The organism is Nocardiopsis sp. NPDC058631 (assembly GCF_042716955.1).
Taxonomy (GTDB): domain Bacteria; phylum Actinomycetota; class Actinomycetes; order Streptosporangiales; family Streptosporangiaceae; genus Nocardiopsis.
In genome coordinates this window covers 1-1,009 of the sequence record NZ_JBHXQY010000217.1, presented here as the reverse complement: position 1 = coordinate 1,009, position 1,009 = coordinate 1, and the positions used below count along the sequence as shown (strand labels likewise).

The following is a 1,009-nucleotide window of genomic DNA, read 5'->3' as shown; positions in this document are numbered from 1 at the left end:
CCTCCCGGCCGGGAGGGGCCCCGCTTCCGTCGGGCCCGTCAGAACCCGAAGGCGCGGCGGGCGTTGCCCGCGACGATCCCGGCGAACTCGTCCTCGTCCATGCCCTTGACCTCGGCCAGCAGGCGCAGTGTGTGCGGGATCAGGTACGGGGCGTTGGGGCGGCCCCGGTAGGGCTTGGGGGTGAGGAACGGTGCGTCGGTCTCGACCAGCATCAGCTCCGGTGGCGCCACCTTGGCGGCCTCGCGCAGCGACTCGGCGCTGGCGAAGGTGACGTTGCCGGCGAAGCTCATGAAGTACCCGTGCTCGGCGCACACCCGGGCCATGTCGGCGTCACCGGAGAAGCAGTGGAAGACGACCCTCTCCGGTGCGCCCTCGTCGGCCAGGATCCGGAACACGTCGTCGTGCGCGTCGCGGTCGTGGATCATCACGGCCTTGCCGTGGGCCTTGGCGATGGCGATGTGGCGGCGGAACGACTCCTCCTGTGCCTGCGCCCCCTCGGGTCCGGTGCGGAAGGTGTCCATGCCGGTCTCGCCGACCGCCACCACGTGCGGCAGGGCGGCCAGCTCGTCGATGCCGGCCAGCGCCTCCTCCAGCCCGGCCCGTCCCGCCGCATCCCGGCCTTGGCCCGCCCAGTCGGTGTCGTCCGCCTCCACGCCGGGGGCGCCGTCGCCGTGCACGATGCGCGGCGCCTCGTTGGGGTGCAGGGCCACCGCGGCCCACACCCTCCCCGGATGCGCGGCGGCGACCTCGGCCGCCCACCTCGACGACGGCAGGTCAACGCCCACCTGGACGAGCGGGGTCACCCCGACGCTCTCGGCGGCCGCGATGACCTCCTCGACACCGGGGGTCTGCATGTCCATGTGGGTGTGGCTGTCGGCCACCGGGACGCGCAGGGGCTCCGGTACCGGCGGAGGGGTGTGGTTGTTGCGCTCCCTGACCGCTCTTCCGCTGCGTTTGCCCATGTCATGCTCCCACCCTCGTCAGCACTGCCGTCGTGATTCTAGGGCTG

At 72.7% G+C, this 1,009-nt stretch carries 1 protein-coding gene; it reads right to left on the bottom strand.

What is annotated here, in order from left to right; all coding sequences use genetic code 11:
- Positions 1-38 precede the first annotated feature (38 nt).
- A complete protein-coding gene (locus ACFWTE_RS30030; protein ID WP_378783336.1) occupies positions 39-962 on the bottom strand; it encodes a TatD family hydrolase in 924 nt (307 codons plus the stop codon).
- Positions 963-1,009 lie beyond the last annotated feature (47 nt).